At 68.5% G+C, this 584-nt stretch carries 1 protein-coding gene and 1 pseudogene; both read left to right on the top strand.

Going from position 1 to position 584, the window contains the following annotated elements; all coding sequences use genetic code 11:
* Positions 1-319: winged helix-turn-helix domain-containing protein (locus tag EN893_RS15095; RefSeq protein ID WP_164900887.1), on the top strand; the 319-nt coding region annotated here is incomplete at its 5' end.
* Positions 316-584, top strand: a pseudogene (locus tag EN893_RS39235) (two-component sensor histidine kinase); the annotation flags it as partial. The gene EN893_RS15095 and the pseudogene EN893_RS39235, both read left to right, overlap by 4 nt.

Raw genomic sequence — 584 nt, 5'->3', positions numbered from 1 at the left:
CCGCTTCGCCGGCTACAGGCTGGAGCCGGACACCCGCAAGGTGACGGACGCGCAAGGCGTGGCCGTCGACCTTACGGGCGCAGAGTTCGACCTCTTGCAGGTGTTTCTCGACCGCCCCGGCCGGCTTTTGTCGCGTGACCAGCTTCTCGACCTGACGCAAGGCCGCGAGCGCGACCCGCTCGAGCGTTCGGTCGATGTGCTGGTGAGCCGGCTACGCCGCAAATTTTCCGACACCGGCGACGGGCCGCTGTTCAAGACCGTGCGCAATGGCGGCTACCAGCTCACCGCGCGCGTCGAGACCGTGGAGAGCCAGGCGTGAATTCGCTGCGCCGCCGTCTCATCCTGCTGCTGGTCGCCTCGATCGTCGGCGTCGTCGGCCTGGCGACGGCCGCCGTCATCAGCGTGCGCGGCGGCGGACCGCCGCCGGAACTGACCGTGCCCTGGATTGCCCAACAGATGGAACTGGTGGTGCGGCTTTTGCCGGGGCCGGTCCCCGACGTCCTGCGGGTGCAATTCGCCGACCATCCGGCGGGCGGCAAGATGGCTCGTGCGGAAACGGCGATGCTCAATGACATCCCTGTCTC

This window comes from Mesorhizobium sp. M7A.F.Ca.CA.004.04.2.1 (assembly GCF_004022825.1).
Taxonomy (GTDB): domain Bacteria; phylum Pseudomonadota; class Alphaproteobacteria; order Rhizobiales; family Rhizobiaceae; genus Mesorhizobium.
Note: the sequence above shows the minus strand (reverse complement) of the source record. Positions and strands in the feature narration are given on the sequence as shown.